Origin of the sequence: Streptomyces sp. NPDC057280, assembly GCF_042668605.1 — a bacterium.
Taxonomy (GTDB): Bacteria; Actinomycetota; Actinomycetes; order Streptomycetales; family Streptomycetaceae; genus Streptomyces.
This window is the reverse complement of record NZ_JBHUYR010000001.1, coordinates 202,093-218,083: the sequence shown is the minus strand read 5'-3', so window position 1 is coordinate 218,083 and position 15,991 is coordinate 202,093. Positions and strand designations below refer to the sequence as shown.

General features: G+C 69.7%; 8 protein-coding genes and 1 pseudogene. 2 read left to right on the top strand and 7 right to left on the bottom strand.

The features are described 5' to 3' along the window. Window positions 1-27 precede the first annotated feature (27 nt). Genes ACFUO4_RS00975 through ACFUO4_RS00965 form a run of 3 tightly spaced genes read right to left on the bottom strand, consistent with a single transcriptional unit; the run spans window position 28 to window position 3,529 of the window. Window positions 28-810: a phosphatase PAP2 family protein gene (locus ACFUO4_RS00975; RefSeq protein ID WP_079306182.1), complete on the bottom strand. Its 783-nt coding sequence runs from the start codon at window positions 808-810 to the stop codon at window positions 28-30. Between the two features lies 1 nt (window position 811). After that, window positions 812-1,765, bottom strand: coding sequence for a YihY/virulence factor BrkB family protein (locus tag ACFUO4_RS00970; RefSeq protein WP_383478348.1), 954 nt, complete (start codon window positions 1,763-1,765; stop codon window positions 812-814). Next, window positions 1,766-3,529 carry a diacylglycerol kinase family protein gene (locus ACFUO4_RS00965; protein ID WP_383478345.1) on the bottom strand — a complete coding sequence of 588 codons (1,764 nt, stop codon included), beginning with the start codon at window positions 3,527-3,529 and terminating at the stop codon, window positions 1,766-1,768. It lies immediately after the preceding gene. A gap of 359 nt (window positions 3,530-3,888) precedes the next feature. On the opposite strand from ACFUO4_RS00965, the gene ACFUO4_RS00960 reads away from it, so the two are divergent. After that, window positions 3,889-5,049: a phosphatidylserine/phosphatidylglycerophosphate/cardiolipin synthase family protein gene (locus ACFUO4_RS00960; protein WP_383478342.1), complete on the top strand. Its 1,161-nt coding sequence runs from the start codon at window positions 3,889-3,891 to the stop codon at window positions 5,047-5,049. A 197-nt stretch (window positions 5,050-5,246) separates the two neighbouring features. Here ACFUO4_RS00960 and ACFUO4_RS00955 read toward each other — a convergent pair. From ACFUO4_RS00955 to ACFUO4_RS00940, 4 genes and pseudogenes are all read right to left on the bottom strand, one after another. Next, window positions 5,247-5,855 (bottom strand): annotated as a pseudogene (locus tag ACFUO4_RS00955) (LysE family translocator). Then, complete coding sequence (locus tag ACFUO4_RS00950) at window positions 5,828-8,254, bottom strand: SpoIIE family protein phosphatase (RefSeq protein WP_383478339.1); 2,427 nt, start codon at window positions 8,252-8,254, stop codon at window positions 5,828-5,830. The pseudogene ACFUO4_RS00955 and the gene ACFUO4_RS00950 overlap by 28 nt, the downstream one beginning before the upstream one ends. Window positions 8,255-8,538: 284 nt before the next feature. Beyond that, window positions 8,539-9,024 (bottom strand): hypothetical protein, encoded by a 486-nt coding sequence (locus tag ACFUO4_RS00945; protein ID WP_383478336.1) that lies wholly within the window; start codon window positions 9,022-9,024, stop codon window positions 8,539-8,541. A 14-nt stretch (window positions 9,025-9,038) separates the two neighbouring features. Further along, window positions 9,039-13,631, bottom strand: a complete 4,593-nt coding sequence (locus ACFUO4_RS00940; RefSeq protein ID WP_383478333.1) for a DNRLRE domain-containing protein — start codon at window positions 13,629-13,631, stop codon at window positions 9,039-9,041. 505 nt (window positions 13,632-14,136) lie between these two features. Between ACFUO4_RS00940 and ACFUO4_RS00935 the strand changes: the two genes are divergently transcribed. Continuing rightward, on the top strand, window positions 14,137-15,672 hold the full coding sequence (locus ACFUO4_RS00935) for an NCS1 family nucleobase:cation symporter-1 (protein ID WP_383478330.1): 1,536 nt from the start codon (window positions 14,137-14,139) through the stop codon (window positions 15,670-15,672). Window positions 15,673-15,991 lie beyond the last annotated feature (319 nt).

The window sequence follows — 15,991 nt, the reverse complement described above, 5'->3', positions numbered from 1 at the left end:
CCGTGGTGCCGGGCCGTGACGGATCACCTACGGCTGTGCAGCGTCGTCCTCAGGTGCTTCATGGGTGATCTCCGGTTCCAGACCGTCCGTCACAGCCGTGTGGCCTCGACCCGTTTCGGCGCGCCATGTCTGGAAGGCCCAGGCAGTGCCGGCGACGACAGTGAGGCCGAGGAGCCAGCCGCCCAGAACGTCGCTGCACCAATGCACCCCGAGAGCGACTCGGGTGAAGCCGACGCCGAGGACGGAGAGCACGGACAGGCACCAGAACACGACCCGCCAGGCCCGCGGAACGAGCGGCAGCAGCACGAGCAGGAAGATGCCGAAGGACGTGGTCGCCGTCATGGCGTGCCCGGAAGGAAAGGAGTAGCCCGGCGCGTGGGCGACCGGGTCCTGCAGATCCGGCCTGGCCCGTTCCACCACCGTCTTGACCAGCAAGCCGATGAACCCGCCGGCGATGGCGGTCACGGCCGCCCACACGGCCAGACGCCACGCCCGGCGGTACACCAGCCACACCGTCAGCACCGCGACGGCCCCCCGCAGGGTCACCGGATCCCAGACCCGGTCGGACAGCACGTGCAGTGTGCTTTCCCATGCGGGATGGTCGAGGACTGCGGTGTGCAGCCGTCGCGCGGCTCCCGTGTCCAGCCGTTGCAACGGACGCCACCGGCCCTCGACCAGGATGAGCACCAGCCCGAAGAGGACCGCGCTGACGGCGGCCAGGCCGGCGGAGGCCAGCAGCCGGGCACCGTACCTGCGGTCGGCCTGCCGGCGCCGGTCCCGTGGGTTTCGCAAGGCTGCGTTCGTGCTCATGTCAGACTCCTGGGTCGTCCTGGATCGGTCCGGGGCGCCGGCCGCGCGCCGCTTCCAGTTGTGCTGCGAAGGACAGGCCGAGCAGCAGGGCGATGGACGTGAGGTAGGCCCACAGCAGCAGGGACATGAACGCGCTGAGGGGGCCGTAGACGGTGTCGAAGGAGCCACTGAGGTTGAGGTAGAGGCTCAGTACCCAGGTCAGGGCCATCCACAGCACGAGGTACACGGCCGCGCCGAAAGCGAGCCAGGTGTAGCCGGGTTGGTTGCGGCGTGGCGAACGGCGGAAGACGACGCTCGCGGAGATGAGGGCGAGCAGGAACCCGAGGGGCCAGCGCAGGATGTCCCAGGCGTGCAGGGTGCTGTCGCTCAGGCCGTAGACGGTGACCGCCGCCGCGGCGAGGTCGTCGCCGGCCACCATGAGGATGAATCCGAGACCCAGTGGCAGGCCGGCGCTGAGTGCCATCACCAGACCGCGCAGGTACTTGAGGTGGAAGGGGCGGTCGCGTTCGTTGCCGTAGATCCGGTTGGCACCCCGCTCGATCTGGCACATGGCGGTGGTGACGTTGACCAGGGAGAACACGGCGCCGAACCAGAGAGCGACCTCGGCACCGGATCCGGAGTTGCGTCGGCTGCGGTCGAGCGCGTCGTCGACGACGGCCGCGCTCGGCCCCTGGGCGATCCGGTGAATGGTCAACTCCGCGAGCCTGCCGACGTTCTCGGTGTGCAGGCTGGTGGACAGGCCGACGAAGGCGATGGCGAAGGGGACGACCGCCAGCACCGTCTGCAGGGCGAGGGCCCGGGCGTGGCTGAAGCCGTCGGCGTAGCGGAAGCGGATGAACGCGTCGCGCAGCAAGGGCCAGCCGCCGTACCGGCGCAGAGCTGCCCAGGCCTCGTCGCCGGACAGTTCCTCTCCGGCCATGTCGCGCGTCTCGGGGACCTTGGTCGCCGTACCCATCTACTTCTCCCGTACGGGCAGCAGCATCGTCAGCGCGCCGGGGCTCGCCTCGACGCTCAGGCGGCGCCCGGGCGTCACGGGGTCGCCGTCCAGTTCGCGGGGCTGGGCGCGGTCGAAGGTGAACTCGGCCTGCCGGAAGGTGAAGAACGACACCGGCGCGTCGGTGCCGCGGGCCGGCTGCTGCTCACCGGGGGCGCTCACCGCCGGCTGCGGGGAGGCTGTGCCGCGCAGCAGCGTCCACAGGGCGCTGATCCAGCCGCCCAGACCACGGGGATCGAGGATCAGCAGATCGAGCCGCCCGTCGTCGGGGCGCGCGTCGGGGAGCAGGCGCATGCCGCCCTGCACCGCGCCGACGTTGCCGATCAGCACCATGCGGGCGGTGCGCCGGACAGCCTCGGCGCCGTCCAGCCGTACGTCCACGGCCATGCGGGGGGTGCGCCGCCAGGCGCGGGGGAGGGCGAGCACGTAGGCGGGCCAGCCCAGGAGGGACTTCGTGCCGTCATGGGCGTTGGCCCGTTGCAGCATGGCGGCGTCCAGCCCGGCGCCGCACATGGCGGCGAAGTGCGTCGGGGGCAGGCCGTCGGCCTCGATGCGGCCGAGATCGACGCGTTGGACGGTGCCGCGCAGCGCGGCGTCCAGGGCATGGGCGGCAGACAGGGGCAGACCCAGGTTGCGGGCCAGGAGGTTGCCGGTTCCGCAGGGCACCAGTACGAGAGGGACCGCGCTGCCCGCCAAGGCGGTGGCCGCTGCCCGGAGTGTGCCGTCGCCACCGCAGACCACCACGAGGGCTGCGCCGTTGCGTACCGCTTCACTGCTCTGGCCGCCGCCGGGATCGTCCGCGGTGGTCTCGATGAACTTCGGTGCGTGGTGGCCGTGTCGCGCGAGGACCTGCCGGAGCGCTTCGCGGTCGCCGGCGTCGGTGACCGTGGGATTGATGATGACCGCGACGTGGCCCGAACGCTGTCCGCGGCGCCCGGCCTCGGCCTCCGGCGTCGTCCCGGCCTCGGATGCCGGGGGAGCGGTCAGGAACCCGTCGGCCAGTACGGCGTGCCTGACGATCCACAGGGACAGGCCGCCGTTCACGAGGCCGCCCACGACATCGGTGGGGTGGTGCATGCCTCGGTAGAGCCGGGCGATGCCCACCACGACCGGGATCAGGAACAGGGCGCCGGCCACGACGCGCCGCCACGGGCTGCGAACGCGGGAAAGGACGAGGACGGCCAGTCCTCCGTAGACGGCCGTCGCCGCGCCGGTGTGGCCCGAGGTGTAACTGGACGTGGGCAGTGAGCCGTCGAGACGGTGCACGTCGGGACGCTGCCGGTCCACTGCCTCGGTGATGGCCAGGAAGACGAGTGACTGCAACGACACGGCGAGCGCCAGGAACGTCGCCTGCCGCCACCTGGGCAGCTTCGGCATCAGGAGCAGACCGAGGCAGCTCACCACGGTCACGGCTATCACGGTCGCGGTGTTGCCGGCCTCGGAGGCGATCGAGGACACAGCGGTGAGTGTGTCCGTACGCATCCGCTCGAAGGCGGAGTTGACCTGGTCCTCGACCGTCAGGGGCCACAGGCCGTGCGCGGGGCCGGTGATCAGCAGACCGATGCCTGTCATCAGCGCCGCCTGGCAGATCGTCAGCGCCCCGATCCAGCGGGCGGCCCAAGCCGTCCCACGCGGTGCCGCGGGGCCGTTGACGAGCGCTGCGAGACGTCCCGAGGGTCTCTCACCAGGCAACTCGGCTGGTCTTCCCGATACGGCGGTCGGCATGGATGCTCCCCCTGATCAACGTGACACGGCGATGGCCGGGCCGAGGCTGGTCCTGCGGCTCAACGCCGTATGCCCGCTGAACCCCGGCCCAGACGCGCAGCGGTCGATCTTGGCCGGGTGCAGGGCGTCGGCGAACGCGCCCACTGCGGGGACACCGGCCGCTGACCGGCATTCACCGCTTCTGCATGAAGGTGTCTGTTTCGAGGAGTGCCACGGTCTCGGCAGGGCAAGCGGCTACTCGGGCTCGCTGGTCCGCCTCCACCGAGCCCACCTGAAGATCCGACGGGAGACAGCGCGTGATTCTTGACGGCATATCGACATCCCCCGCCGACGCTCCGGCTTCCGCCTCTGCACTCGCCGTGTCCGAGGCACGCAAGCAGCGCCTGCGCCGTCGACTGGAGCGGCTCATCGGTGTGGCTGCCACCGAGGGAAACGAACTCGTCCGGCTGCGCAACGGTGATGAGATCTTTCCCGCGATGCTCCAGGCGATCCGCTCGGCGCGGCACACGATCGACATGATGACGTTCGTGTACTGGCGTGGCGAGATCGCCCGGGACTTCGCCCGTGCGCTGGCCGACCGGGCGCGGGCGGGGGTGCGGGTCCGGCTGCTTCTGGACGGCTTCGGCGCCCAGAAGATCGAACGGCAGCTGCTCGATCTGATGGACGGAGCGGGCGTGCACGTGGCGTGGTTCCGCAAACCCGTGTGGCTGTCGCCCTTCAAACAGAACCACCGCTGCCACCGCAAGGCCCTCATCGTCGATGAGCACACCGCTTTCACCGGAGGGGTCGGTATCGCCGAGGAATGGTGCGGCGACGCCCGGGGCCCGGGCGAATGGCGGGACACCCATGTGCAGGTGCGCGGTCCGGCCGTCGACGGCATCGCGGCCGCGTTCGCGCAGAACTGGGCCGAGTGCCATGAGGAACTCTTCGACGACCGCGACCGCTTCACCGAACACCAGCAGGGCGGTTCGGCCGTCGTTCAGGTCGTGCGCGGGTCGGCCAGCATCGGCTGGCAGGACATGCAGACACTCATCCGCGTCATGCTCACCTCCGCCGAGGAACGCTTCCGGCTCGCCACCGCCTACTTCGCACCCGACACGTACTTCATCGATCTGCTCTGCCGGACCGCCCGGCGCGGTGTACGCGTGGAGATCCTGCTCCCCGGCCCGCACACGGATCAGCGGGCCTGCCAGTTGGCCGGCCAACACCATTACGCGCGTCTGCTGCAGGCCGGCGTCCACATCCGGCAGTACCAGCCGACCATGATGCACGCGAAGATCATCACGGTGGACTCGGTGGCCGCCCTGATCGGTTCCACCAACTTCAACCGCCGCTCCATGGACCACGACGAAGAGGTCATGCTCGCGGTCCTGGACGAGACCTTCACGGCGTCACTTGACCGCGACTACGAAGAGGACCTGAAGGACAGCGTGGCCATCGATCCCACCCGCTGGAGACGACGGGCGCTGCTCCAGCGCGCCAAGGAAGCAGCCGTCACGCCCATCCGACGCTTCCTCTGACGACCGTCGCGGCGATGGCGGGCACCTCAAGGACGATGCCGAGGCCCAGCGGTTCCTGACCGCCGACCTGACCGGAGCATTCCGAGCCCGCTGCATCAAGCTCGACGTCGGGGCATGATCAGCTCGGCCCGACGCCGTTGCCCGGCTCCGGCCTCGACTGCCCGCAAAAGCACCTCCCGCCGAGGCGGGAGCGGCGGTCAGTCCGTGTGCCCGGTCGCGGCCACGGTGACGCCCAGCCCGATCATCGTGAGCCCGCCCACGCCGCCGATGGCCGCGAGGCGCCGGGGCGAGCGGGCGAACCAGTCCCGCGCCGTCGCGGCCGTCAGACCCCACAGACTGTCGAAGACGACCGCCATGAGGTTGAAGATCAGGCCGAGCAGCAGTATCTGCGTCACGACGTTCCCCGGTCACGGTCGACGAAACTGGGGGAGGACCGCGGCGAAGAAGACGATCGTCTTGGGATTCGACACCCCGACGACGAACCCCTCCCAGAGCGTGACCAGTCCACCTCGGGCGGCCCGGTCGGCCTCGAACGCGGCGCGCATCGACCGTCGAGTGCGCAGTGCCTTGACCCCGAGGTACACGAGATAGGCGGCACCGGCCAGTTTCAGCGACAGGAACAGCACGGCCGACCGTTCCACGATCGATCCGATCCCGCACGCCACGGCCCCGACCAGGACGTACGCCCCGAGGGTGTTGCCGACGACCGTCACCCGGCCGGTCGACCCCGCGGCACAGCGCCGACTGCCGCCCGACCGGGCGGACGAAACGGGGACGCTCACGTCGGCAGCGGCAACTCCGCCCAGATGGTCTTTCCGGTGGGTGTCTGCCGGCTGCCCCAGCGCTCCGCGAGCTGGGCGACGAGCAGCAGCCCGCGGCCGCCCTCGTCGAAGGAGCGGGCCCGCCGCAGGTGCGGGGCGGTGCTGCTGCCGTCGGAGACCTCGCAGACGAGTGTGTCGCTGCGCAGCAGGCGCAGTTCGATGGGCGGGCTGCCGTAGCGGATGGCGTTGGTGACCAGTTCGCTGACGATGAGCTCGGTGGCGAAGGCCAGCTCGCCCAGCCCCCAGACGGTCAGCTGGTCGCTCGCCATCCGGCGGGCCTCGGCGACGACGGCGGGATCCGGGGGCAGCGGCCAGGTGTGCACCCGGTCGGGCCGCAGCGCGGATGTCCGGGCCAGGAGCAGCACGATGTCGTCGGCGGGAGCGGCGGGTATCACCTTGCGGACCACCTGGTCGCAGATGTCCTCCAGCCCGGACGGCGGATGGCTCAGGGCGTCCCGCAGCAGGCCGAGCCCTCTGTCGATGTCCCGGTCGGCAGCCTCGATCAGACCGTCCGTGTACAGGGCGAGCACGCTGCCCTCCTCCAGGTCCACCTCGACGGCTTCGAACGGCAGCCCCCCGACGCCGAGCGGCGGGCCGGCGGGCAGGTCGAGGAACCGCACCGTCCCGTCGGGGGTCACCAGGGCGGGCGGCGGATGACCGGCGCGGGCCAGCCGGCAGGTGCGGGAGACCGGGTCGTAGACGGCGTACAGGCACGTGGCGCCCACCTCGCCCGACGCGCCGCTCGTCGATCCGCGGGCATCGGGTCCCTCCTCCCGGTCGAGGCGGACCACCAGGTCGTCGAGGTGGGTGAGCAGCTCGTCGGGGGCGAGGTCGACGTCGGCGAGCGTACGGACCGCGGTGCGCAGGCGACCCATCGTCGCGGAGGCGTGGATGCCGTGGCCGACCACATCACCCACCACGAGGGCGACCCTTCCTCCGGACAGGGGGATGACGTCGAACCAGTCGCCGCCGACCCCGCTCGCGGAACCCGCCGGCAGATAGCGGTAGGCCAGGTCCACGGCTGTCGGGGAGGGCAGCCGCTCGGGCAGCAGGCTGCGCTGAAGGGCGAGCGCGGTGCGGCGTTCCTGGGTGTAACGCCGGGCGTTGTCGATGCTCACGGCCGCCCTGGCGGCGATCTCCTCGGCCAGCAGCAGGTCGTCGTCACCGAAGGGTTGCGGCGTGCGGTGTCGCACCAGAGACACCAGGCCCAGGGTGACGCCGCGGGCCCGCAGCGGTACGAGCAGCACCGAGTGCATCCCGTGCCGGCGCACCGCCTCGGCGCGCGCCGGGGACTCCGCCAGCCATTCGCGCAGCACCGGGTCGCCGATGCGGTGCCGGGTGCCCCGGCCGGTGCGCAGGGCCCAGGCAGCCGGGGAGCGTGGAGGGCGGGTGGCCGTCTCGCCCACCGCGATCGCGGACTCGGGGCACCCGGGCAGCACGGAGGCGTGGGCGGCACGGCACAGCACGACCAGCTCGGTGGGCGACACCGGTTCCGGTTCGTCCCCGCCGACGACGGACTCCAGCAGGTCGACGACGACGAAGTCGGCGAATCCGGCGACCGCCAGCTCGGCGAGCTCCTGCGCGGTCCGCGTCACGTCGAGGGTGCTCCCGATCCTGGCACTGGCCTCGTTGAGCACCTCCAGGCGCCGGCGGGCCCAGTACTGCTCGGTGGTGTCGATGACCAGCGCCGACAGTCCCTGGACCGAGCCGTCCTGGTCTTTGAGGGGGGTGAGATACACGGACCAGGCGTGCTCGTCGACCTCGCCCAGGCCGCGGCCTGGCTCCTGCTCGCTGTGGAGCGCCTCGCCGGTGCGCAGGACCTCGCGCTGGAGCTGGTCCATCTCCTTGTGGCTCTGCTGGATCTCGGTGAGGGTCAGGCCTTCCATCTCCTGGCTGGACAGGCCCATGGCCTGGCTCATCACTTCGTTGCAGGCCACGAACCGGGCGCGGTGGTCGTAGATCGCGACCGGCAGGGGAAGCTGCGCGAGCGCCCGGTCCCACAGTTCGGCCGCGTCCGCGGCGCGGGGGCCGGAGGCATGGGTCTGTGCGGCACCCGTGACGAGCCAGAGCGGACCCGTTCCCCCGGTCGGCAGCGGCGCGCCGCTCAGCCGTACGAGGATCCGGTCGCCGTCGCAGTGGCGCAGCGCCACCTCGCTCGTCCAGGGCTCGCCGGCGGCCCACCGCAGACGGGCCGGGTCAGGGAGGTCCGCGGCGAGCAGGTCCGCGACCGGCCGGCCCACCACATCGTCGGGCGCGTGTCCGAGCAGGGCCTGGGCGCCGGAACTCCACGCCATGACGCGCAGACCGGCATCGACGACGACGGCGAAGTCCTCTGGTACGCCGGTGCCCCGTGTCGCACCGGAGCCGATGGACCGGTTGTCCATGGGACGACCCACTCTCGTTCCTGCCGTGACGGCGACCCCGTTGGCATCGCGCATCACGGGCGGTGCCACCAGGATCGCGCTCCGGCACGTTCGGCTCAACCCATTGGCGGGTCGCACAGGGCACTCGAGTGGATCTGGAAGACGTTTCCTCCCTGGATGCGCTGTTCGACGGGTTGTCAGACCTCGACGCGGTGGTGTGCTGCACCGGCGGCGGTCCGCAGGACCGCTTCACGCACCCGTGCCCGGCCGCTCCGCGGAACGGCCGGGCACGGGGTTGTCAAGGATCAGGAGGATGCCGTGGGGGTGGGAACCGCGGTGGCCTCGGCCTTGCGCTGCTGGACCCAGGCCTTCCCGATCTCTTTCGGGACGCTCGGCAGCAGGCCCTTCTCCTTGGTGTAGGCCAGTGCCCCGCTATAGGCGCCGCTGTCGCAGTTGTCGGACTGGAAGGTGAGCTTCTTCTCGGTGGACGCGTCGATCATGGGCTTGGTGCTGCCCTTGGGGGTCACCCGGAGACGGACCGTGCCGAGATCGGGGCCGACGTCCTCCGGCAGCTGCAGGTTTATCTCCGAAATGCCCTCGTTCTCCAGCCGGTGCCCGGCACATTTGCCCTGGGCGCACAGTTGTATGAAGGCTCCGGTGAGATCCCCGTAGCCCTCGTGTGCGAAGTACACACCGACCTGGGACACCACACCGACCCCGGCGCAGGCTTCGTGGTCGGCGCATCCGGTCAGGGCCGCGAGGAAAGCAGCGGCACCGGCGATCGCTCGCACATGCCTCAGAGGATTCACCACTTCTTGACCCCTCCCGGGAGCGCCTTCTCCGCCAACGCAATGTCGGTGAAGAAGACGGTGCACTTGCCGTCCCATGCGTCGCTGCACTCGCCGTCGTCGGTCACCGAGTCGCAGCCCGCACCCGAGATGATGCCCTTCGCGTTGACGTGGCCGTTGGACTTCACGGTGTAGACAGGCCCGCCGGAGTCACCGGATATCACGCATGATCCCGAGTTCTTCTGGCCCACGGTCATGTTGTGCACGACGTCCCCGTCGTGGTACTTGAACCGCTTCGTGGTCTCTGTCACCTTCCAGCCGCACACTTCGCTGGAGCGGGCGCCTCCGGTGCAGAATTTCTGCCCCTTCGAGGATCGCTTGGTAGACCGGTTGTCCACCCGTCGCATCACACTGTCGTGCTGGTAGATACGTGCGGACACGTTGTACTTGTTCTCGATGACCTCGATCAGCGAGAGATCCCCCGAATAGTAGTTCTGGCCGGAGAGTTTCACCGAGCCCTTTCCGTTGGCGTAGTTGTCGACGTCGACGAATCCGACCGTGACCGAATGGTCGGGGTCTGTTTTGTCCCAGCTGTCCATCCAGCCATCGGCGTAGGTGCAGTGTCCGGCACTGACGATGTACGGATGGCCCCGGTAGGTCCAGGCAAAGCCCGTGGTGCACGTCTTGAACTTGTTCGCGGATTCGCCGGCGAGCCAGTGCGACTCGTAGCCCGCCCCTCCCTTGTAGGGGCTCTTGTCACTCCACCGGGTCGAGGTCTGCTGGAGCTGGGTGACGCCGGGGTTGACCCGGACGGTGACGGTGTCGGTGCCGTACCGCTGGCCCAATCCGTCGGCGAGCGCCGGGTTGTCCGTGGCGATCTCAACGATGATCTTGTTGGTCTCGGCGTCGACGACCGCGCTGGCGAGCGCGGAGGCTCCGGCGATGTCGTCCTCGTCGAGCAGCAGGACCTCGTCGGCGATGGAATCGAGTTCGGCCTGGCTGTGATCGACGACCTTGGTCGTGGGAACCACCGTGGCGTCGGTGGTGGCGACCGCGGGGGCCACGTCGTCCTCGGTCGCGGTGGTGCCGTCGGCGGCCTCGTCCGCGTCATTCACCGTGCCGTCGTCGCCGCCTTCATCGACCGGTACATCGGTCAGTGAGATCGTCGCAGTGGCCTCGGCCTTCGCGGCGCTGTCCGTGACCGGGGCGACGATCTTGCCCGTGCCCTGGTCGAGGTAGGGCGGAGCCAGGGTGTCGGGGGACGCCTCGGCCCGGTCCTCGGCCGCCTCAAGGGCGTACGACTCGATGGAGGTCGGTGCTGCCAGGCTGTCGAGGTCGGTACTGTCGCCGGTGACCTCGACCCGGTTCAGCAGGACGGCGACCGAGGTGGAAGGCGCCGGGGAGTTGGCGCCCGTGAAGGTCACCCGCAGCTGGAGGTCTCCGTCGTCGGTGACGGCGTCCGTGGTCCAGGTGAGCGCTGGGGTGACACCGTCGGTCATGGCGACCGGCCAGGTGACGGCAGTGCCGTCCGAGGCGCGGGTGACGGACGAGGCGGGGATGTCCGACCAGCTGTCGCTGTCACCGCGCCGGTACTGGAAGGTGGCCCCGGTTAGGTCCGCGGGGCCGGCAGCAGTGAGGGTGACCGAGCGGCCGATCTCCTCGCCGGACAGGGGGGCGGTCAGGCCGGCGGCACCGACGTGGAAGGTGTAGACGGTGGCGGCGGAGGTGTTGCCGGCCTTGTCGGTAGCCGTGACGGTCAGCTTGTGGCTGCCCTCATTCGTCGGGGTCAGGTCGATCGCAGTGGCTGCGGCGGAGGAGGCGATGGTGGTGGCCGTAGCACCGTCCAGAGCGTAGGTGAAGGTGTCCAGGCCCTTGTCCGCGGACGTCAGCGTGAACGTCCCGGTGTCGCCCGCGTCACCGGCCCAGGCGCCGTTCGGAAAGTCCGGCGAGGCGACCGTGGGCGCGGCAGGCGCGGTGGTGTCGACGGTGAAACGGTAGTGGGCCGCGGTTCCCCAGGTGCCGGCCGAGTTGACGGCACGCACGTGCAGGTACCAGGTGCCCTGCGCGACGGTGCTGCTGTAGGTCGCGGTCGCGGAGTCCGCCGTGGTGTCCGGGACCGTGGTGGCACTGGAGTCCACGATGTAGCTGTAACCGGCCGCGGCGGCACTGGTCGTCCACGCCGCCTTGAAGCCGGTCGCCTTGTAGGCGGCCGTCTGGTCGGGGTGGGTGGAGGAGGTGATCTTCGGCAACAGGCCCAGGGTGGAGTCGACCGTGAAGCCGTAGTGGGCGGCGGTGGCCGACCAGTTGCCCGCCTTGTCTCTGGCCCGTACGTGCAGGTACCAGGTGCCGTCGCTGCTCACCGTGGCGGTGTAGGACGCGGCGCTCTGTGTGGTGGCGGTGCTGCTGGGCAGCGTCGTGCCGCTCTGGTCCACGGTGACCGCGTACGCGGACACACCGGCGGTGTCGCTGGGGGCGGTCCAGGTGAAGGCGGCCGTGCGGCTCGCATAGGTGGACGCGCTCAGCGGGTGCGTGGAGGAGGTGACGGCCGGTGCGCCAGGGGCCGTCGTGTCCACGTTGAAGGGGAAGGTCTGGGTCGTCGACCACAGGCCTGCCTTGTTGAGGGCGGCGGCGTGGACGTACCAGGTACCGTCGGTCCGATCCGTGGCGGACACGGCCGTGGAGGTCTGGGTGACCGTGGTGCCGGCACTGGTGGCCGGGCTCTGGTCGACCTTGACCGCGTACCCGCTGATGCCGCTGGTGTCGTCGGCGGTGAGCGTGCCGGTGAAGTCGTCCGCCGCGTACCAGTTGGCCGGCGAGCCGTGGCTGCTGCTGGTGATGGCGGGCGCGCCCGGTGCCGTCGGGTCGACGGTCAGGGTCCGCCAGGCCGACCACGCCTTCGACAGGTCGGTCGTGTCGTACGCCTTGACCCGCCATTTGTAGGTGCCTGCGGCCAGTGTCCCGGAGGTCCAGGTGCCCATCCGGCCGGACAACACGTACTTGGAGTTGCCGGTCGTCTTCCGGGTCGTCAGCCCGCTGTCCCACACCTCGAAGGTGTAGCGGAGCTGGTCGGAGTCGGCGTCCGACGCGCGGGCCCAGAGAGTGGGGGTGGCGTCGGAGGTGACGGCCGAGGCGAAGGGAAGGATCTGCGCGGCCGTGCTGGGATACGAGTTGTACGTCACCGTCAGGTGCGGCTCGACGGAGTTGTCGCCGGAGACGTAGTTCGCCGACCGGTAGCGGCGCCAGGTCAGCGAGTCCGTCTCGCTGGCGCCGCGCACCTGGATGCCGTAGTTCGTGGAGCCGTCGGCCCAGGACTGGACGATGTCGTCGATGTCGAAGTTGACCGTGCCGGCCGGGCAGTCGTCCGAGTAGCCCTTGGCGGCGGTGCTGGTGATCGCACCCGTGGTGGTGGTCGACGGCTGCTCGTCCCAGGTGACGGTCGAGGACGACCAGGCGGAGGTGATCCGCCGGATCTGGGTGCCGGCGCCCGCGGTCGAGCAGGACGAGGACCAGTACGAGTACAGCGCCAGGTTGGTGTCAGTGATGTGCTTGCCCGCGAAGTCCGAGACGTCGAACTTCAGATAGGAACGGGCCTTGGTGGCACCGGCGTTGTAGGTTCCCGACTTCAGCTCGGTCGAAGACAGCTGGGAGTCGGTGTAGTTGGTGGCCACCCACGTGTCTGTGGTCACCGCGAGGGTGGAGGTCGGGTCCACCGTCACCGGATAGGTGGCCGCGGCCAGGAAGTCCGCGTCCGGCGTGAGGATCAGGGTCTGCGTCCCGTCGGCGGCGGTCTCGACGTCGGCGTCCACCCGGGCCTGGTTCTGCGGCTCGCCGGACAGCTCGTCTGTGCTGGAGTCCCACATCATCGGCGCGGGCGCCTCGGCCACGAGTAGGCCGGAGGAGTCCCTGAGCAGGAGATGCCCTGACTCGGCCTCGGCGAGGCGGAGCCCATGCAGTTCCAGGGGGATGCGGTAGGACACCGGTCCGTCCGGAGCCCGGTCGAGCAGCACGTTCTGCGAGAAGCCCTCGGGCAGCGCCGTCACTTGGAGAGTCTCGCCCCCGCTCAGCGCGTACGAGGCGGTGTCACCGTCCACCGTGGGCGTGGGCAGCTTGTCCTCCCAGCCGATCCCGAAGGTCTTGCCGTCATCCGACACGGAGGCCAGGTCAGTGTCACCCCCGTCAGAGACCGCGATTTCCGCGGCCGCGGTCTCGGGCGTGAGGTCGGCACCGGTGTCGGACAGCGTGGTGTCGATGTCCTCCCACTTGCCTTGCTCCTTCACCCGCACGCGCGCGGCGAACGCCTCCGCGGTGAGCGTGCCGTCGGGATTGGCATAGGTGGAGCCCGTCTCCGTACGCTCCGAGAGGATCTCGATACGGCGGTTCTGAGCCTGGGCCAGCACACGAGCCGTGCCCTCGTCATCGGCCTCGGCAAGTCCCCGGTCCCGCTGCTCGGCCGCAGCCGAAGCGGTGGAGTCCGACGGTGTGTCGTCAGCTGCGGCCTGTCCGACGGTGGACAGAGCACCACCGGTCAGGGCCAGCACCAGTATCGCCGCAGTGACGGCTGCTGTGTGTGTTGACCTGCGCTCGTGCCCGGGTCTGTGTCTGCGTCGCATCAGCGACCCTCCCCTGTTCACGCCGGACAAAGGTCGCCCGGCACAGGGAAGTTTCACAAAAGCCGGTGTCAGCAGAGCGAGTTGACAAACCACCATGATCGGGCTTGTAGGCGGCATCTTGTGTTTTCGGCCCAACTCGGTCTGGAGCAAGCCGATGTGACACGGAGTCCGTTTTGGGCGGCAATTGGGTTCCGAGATCTCCCGATAGGCAGCAGTATTTGCCGGTGTCACGGAGGTCGTAGGAGGCTTGTCATGTTCCCCGTCGAATGTGATGGAAACGTGATGCCGCGGGCTCGTTGCTGTGAAGGGTGCAGGTCAGCCCGGCGGGCGTCGGCGGTCGGCCCTGCGTGGTGGGTCAGGCAAGGCTGGAACTGGAAAGTATTTTCCGTTGACGAGTCCGTTACGCGCCGGGCATCCGGGTGCAATACACAGGCCGTTGTCTGACGCCTCAACCATCCGGTGCGATGCCGGAGGCACATGTCGCGCCAGCACCAAGGAGCACCACATGACGGCGACGGACAGCGCGGACGCGGACAGAACTGTCACCCCGCCGGGGTATTCCCCCCGTCTCTACAACGAGGATCTCGCCCCGGCCACCGAGCGCAAGTGGGGCGCCTTCAGCATCTTCAATGTCTGGACCTCGGACGTACACAGTCTGTACGGCTACTTCCTGGCCGCCAGCCTGTTCCTCGTCGCGGGCAACACCCTCAAGTTCCTCATCGGCATCGCCGTGGGCTCGCTGGTCATCTACTGGCTGATGACCCTCATGGGCCGGGCGGGCGTCAAGACCGGCGTCCCCTATCCCGTCCTGGCCCGCGCCTCGTTCGGCACCTTCGGCGCCAACGTCCCGGCGCTCGCCCGGGCCGTGGTCGCCACCTTCTGGTACGGCGCCCAGACCAGCGCGGCGGCCGGCGCCATCGTCGCCTTCCTCGTCCGCTACGACGGCCCCAGGCACCTGCACGAGACCACTCACCTCTTCGACCACAGCGGCCTCGAGGTGCTGTGCTACCTCGGCGTCTGGGCCGCCCAGCTGCTCATCATCAGCAAGGGCATGGAGACGGTGCGCCGCTTCCAGGACTTCGCCGGACCCGCGGTCTGGCTGATGATGCTGGTACTGGCGATCGCGCTGTCCGTGAAGGCCGGTGCGCTGTCCTTCTCGGTCGACATGCCGGCCAAGGACCTGGGCGCACTCGCCAAGAGCGCCACCGGACTCGACGTCAGCCCCGGCTCGTTCGCCGCGATCGCCGCGATCGCCGCCACCTGGGTCACCTACTTCGCGGCCCTGTTCCTCAACTTCGGTGACTTCGCCCGCTTCACCCCGGACATGAAGACCCTGAAGAAGGGCAACGTCTGGGGCCTGCCCGTCAACCTGATCCTCTTCTCCCTCGTCGCGGCCGTCACCACGGCCGCCGCCAGCAAGGTGTACGGGGAGGTCATCCTCGAACCGGCCAAGATATCCGCCAAGTTCGACAGCGCGGCCCTCGTCCTGCTCGCCGCCCTGACCTTCGCCGTCGCCACCCTCGGCATCAATGTCGTCGCCAACTTCGTCAGCCCCGCCTTCGACTTCGCCAACGTGGCGCCGAAGTACGTGACCTTCCGACGCGGTGGCCTCATCGCCGCCGTCATCGCGCTGCTGCTCTACCCGCTGCATCCCTGGGACAACGCCCCCAGCTTCGTCAACGCCATCGGGTCGACGATGGGCCCGCTCTTCGGTGTGCTCGTCGTCGACTACTACCTCATCAGGAAGACCCAGCTGAACGTGCCCGCGCTCTACCAGGAGGACGGCGAGTTCCGCTTCCAGGGTGGCTGGAACGTCCGGGCGCTCGTGGCCGCCGCGGTGGGCTCGGTCTTCTCCAGCATCCTGCCGGTCTACGGCCCGTCCGGATACGGGGACACCCTGGGCCCGTACTCCTGGTTCATCGGCGTCGCCGTCGCCGGAGTGATCTACTTCGCCCTCAGCGGAGGCAAGAGCCCGCTCACCGTTCCCACCCCCGATGCTCCGGCGACGGAGGAGCAGACGGAGGCTGCCACCGGATCGTAGACAACGCGGGCGGAACCCATCCTGTGGCGAGGCGCGACCGGTAAGGCACACCGGTCGCGCCTCGCCACCCTCCGCGTCCCTCGGAAACCACACCCCGCCGCGCTCTGCGGCGACCAGGGCCGTGTGAACCGCCGACTGGATGTCTGCGAGGTGCGCGGTACCCCGGATTCCGTCGTGGCTGGTTGGCACAGCTTCCGCGCTGCCGTGCTCACCGTGCGCGCAGGCTTCGGCATGTCGGATGCCGAGGCCGCGCGATCCGTGGCCCTGGCCCGGCAGGCGCTCGAGCTGGAAACCGCCGACGGTGTCACCGCGCACCCCC